Consider the following 2,681-nt stretch of genomic DNA (forward strand, 5'->3'; position numbering starts at 1 on the left):
GGCGGAGCCCCTGGGAACGGAGGAAGGGAGGGTAGGGGACGGCCCCGCGCAGCGGCACCCCGCCCCGACACGGCGTACGGGCTTCACCACCCCGCCCCCGGGAAGTGGAAGGGTGGACCAGCCGCGCCGACCGACCAACGACCCCTGGGGGCCACGCCGATGACCGCACCCACACCCCGCCGCGCCCTCCTGGCCATCGCCCTGGCCGCAGCCACGGCAGCCACCGTCCCCGGCGGCCGCGCCTCGGCAGCCCCCGGCTCCGGCCCGGCGCAGCCGGAACGAGCCCCGGCCCCGGCCCCCGCCGCGGCCGGCGCCGCCGTGGACAACCGGTTCTGGTACGCGTACGCCCACTGGCAGGCCGGCACCCACCGCGGCACCACCGCCGTCAACGGCACCCGCCCCGGCCTGCAGATCAAGACGCCCGCCGGCCGCACCGAGTACACCGACCCGCACACCGGCCGGAAGTCCTCCTGGGAGTACGCCACCTGGACCTCCCCGCTGCACCGCTCGACCGTCCCCGCCACCGAGGCCATCGCCTCCTGGAACGCCCGTACCCCGGCCGGCAGCTGGATCCAGACCGAGCTGCGCGTCACCTACCCCGACGGTACGACCGGCCCCTGGTACGTGATGGGCCGCTGGGCGGCCGGCGACGGCGACATCCGCCGTACGTCCGTCGACGGCCAGACCGACGGCCGGACCACCGTCTGGACCGACACCCTGGCCGTCGACGGCCCGGCCGCGGCGGCCGGCGTGCGGATCACGCACTGGCAGCTGCGCATGACCCTGTACCGCAAGCCCGGCGCCCCCGGCGGCCCCACCGTCTGGCTGGCCGGAGCAATGGCCTCCGCCGTCCCGGACCGGTTCACCGTCCCGGCCTCCGCCCCCTCCGGCCGGGCCCACGAGCTGAAGGTCCCGCGCTACTCCCAGGAGGTGCACGCCGGCCAGTACCCGGAGTACGACAACGGCGGCGAGGCCTGGTGCAGCCCCACCTCCTCGCAGATGATCATCGAGTACTGGGGACGCAGGCCCAGCGCCGCGTCCCTGGCCTGGGTCGATCCCGGGTACGCCGACCCCCAGGTCTGCCACGCGGCGCGCTCCACCTACGACGCCGCCTACAAGGGCTGCGGCAACTGGCCCTTCAACGCCGCCTACGCCGCCACCTACCGGGACCTCGCCGGCGTCGTCACCCGGCTCGGCTCCCTCACCGACCTGGAGACCCTCGTCGCGGCCGGCATCCCGGCCATCACCTCCCAGTCCTTCCTCCGGGAGGAGCTGACCGGCGCGGGCTACGGCACGGCGGGGCACCTGATGACCGTGATCGGCTTCACCGCCGCCGGGGACGTCATCGCCAACGATCCGAACTCGGCGGACAACGCCTCCGTCCGCCGCGTCTACAAGCGCCGCGAGTGGGAGAACATCTGGCTGCGCACCAAGCGCCGCAACGCCGAGGGCAAGACCGTCTCCGGCAGCGGCGGGGTCTGCTACCTCTACGCCCCCGCCCGGCCGACGGCGGCCCAGATCTCCGCGCTGCGGCAGGTCGGGGTGCTGTGAATCCCGCCGAAGATCCGCCGCCCCGGATGGCTTAAACGGCCAATTCTGGGCATAAGGGGCATATAAGGCTTCTCATAGGAGGCAGCCCACCATGACCACCCATTCCACCCATTCGAGCATCGAACATCACCCGGACCTTGCCGAAATGCGGACTCGGTTCGAGCGGGTGACGGTCACGCCCGCCGCGCAGGCCGTGGAGGCACTGGCCCTGATCACGGGCCTGTACCTGGCGGCTTCGGCGTGGATCGCCGGGTTCAGTGCGCTGAGCCCGCTGGCCATCAACAACCTCATCGCCGGCGCGGCCTTCTGCCTGTGCATGGGCGGCCTGGGATCGGCGTACGAGCGTACGCACGCGATGGCCTGGACCGCGGCCGCCATCGGCGCGTGGACCATCGTGGCCCCCTGGGTCATGGCCGGTGCGATGGACACCACCCGCAGTGTCGCCAGCAACGTCATCACCGGCGCGGTCGCCCTGTGCCTCGCCCTGGCCATGGTGGCCATGGGCGGGCGCCCGCGTACGACCACCTGACCGGGGCGCTCGTCCCTCACCGCCACCGCCGGGCCCCGGCCGCCCTCCGCACCCCGGAGGCGGCCGGGGCCCGGTGGTGTGCGGCCTGCGGCTGTGACCCTTGCCATATACCGTGAATGCCGCGAACGCTGGCACATTGGACGGCATGACCGCACACACCGCCACCCTCACCGCCCGCGCCCGGCGCCTCGTCGGCACCGGCGGCCCCAAGGAATCCGACTGGCTGGAGCACGTGCTCGGCTGGACCCTGGTGGTCGTCGTGGCCATGTTCGTCACCCAGCTCGGCTGGCTGTAGGCCTGCCGGGTCTTCAGGAGGCCTCCAGCCGCAGCCCGTCGGTGACGATCACGTCCGAGGTGACGAGCGCCTGCTCGGCGCTGACCCGCGTCATGAACACGAAGGGCGGGATGACCGGGGGAGCGGGCAGCCCCTCCGGGCTGAACGTCAGGCAGAGCAGCCCCTCGATGCACCCGCTGAACCGCGTCAGGTACAGGGTGACGTCCCCGCGCAGCTCCAGGGACCGGGCGGTCAGCCCGTACTCCTCCCCGCCGTCGCGGGTGCGCAGCCGGTAGTCGCGCAGCGAGGCGGCCGCCATCTTCAGTA

General features: G+C 73.3%; 3 protein-coding genes and 1 pseudogene. 3 read left to right on the forward strand and 1 reads right to left on the reverse strand.

All coding sequences use genetic code 11. From position 1 onward, the window contains the following. Window positions 1-159: 159 nt before the first annotated feature. From VR44_RS32580 to VR44_RS44440, 3 genes are all read left to right on the forward strand, one after another. The gene (locus VR44_RS32580) at window positions 160-1,551 is read left to right on the forward strand and encodes a peptidase C39 family protein (protein WP_045951237.1); all 1,392 of its coding nucleotides are present in this window, start codon (window positions 160-162) and stop codon (window positions 1,549-1,551) included. A gap of 91 nt (window positions 1,552-1,642) precedes the next feature. Further along, entirely contained in the window at window positions 1,643-2,080 is a 438-nt protein-coding gene (locus tag VR44_RS32585; protein WP_045951238.1) for an SPW repeat protein, read from the forward strand. A gap of 145 nt (window positions 2,081-2,225) precedes the next feature. After that, complete coding sequence (locus VR44_RS44440; protein WP_107072576.1) at window positions 2,226-2,375, forward strand: SCO1431 family membrane protein; 150 nt, start codon at window positions 2,226-2,228, stop codon at window positions 2,373-2,375. 13 nt (window positions 2,376-2,388) lie between these two features. On the opposite strand, the pseudogene VR44_RS32590 reads toward VR44_RS44440, so the two are convergent. Next, a pseudogene (locus VR44_RS32590) lies at window positions 2,389-2,681 on the reverse strand (DUF6114 domain-containing protein); the annotation flags it as partial.

Source organism: Streptomyces katrae (genome assembly GCF_000966975.1).
GTDB classification, from domain to species: domain Bacteria; phylum Actinomycetota; class Actinomycetes; order Streptomycetales; family Streptomycetaceae; genus Streptomyces; species Streptomyces katrae.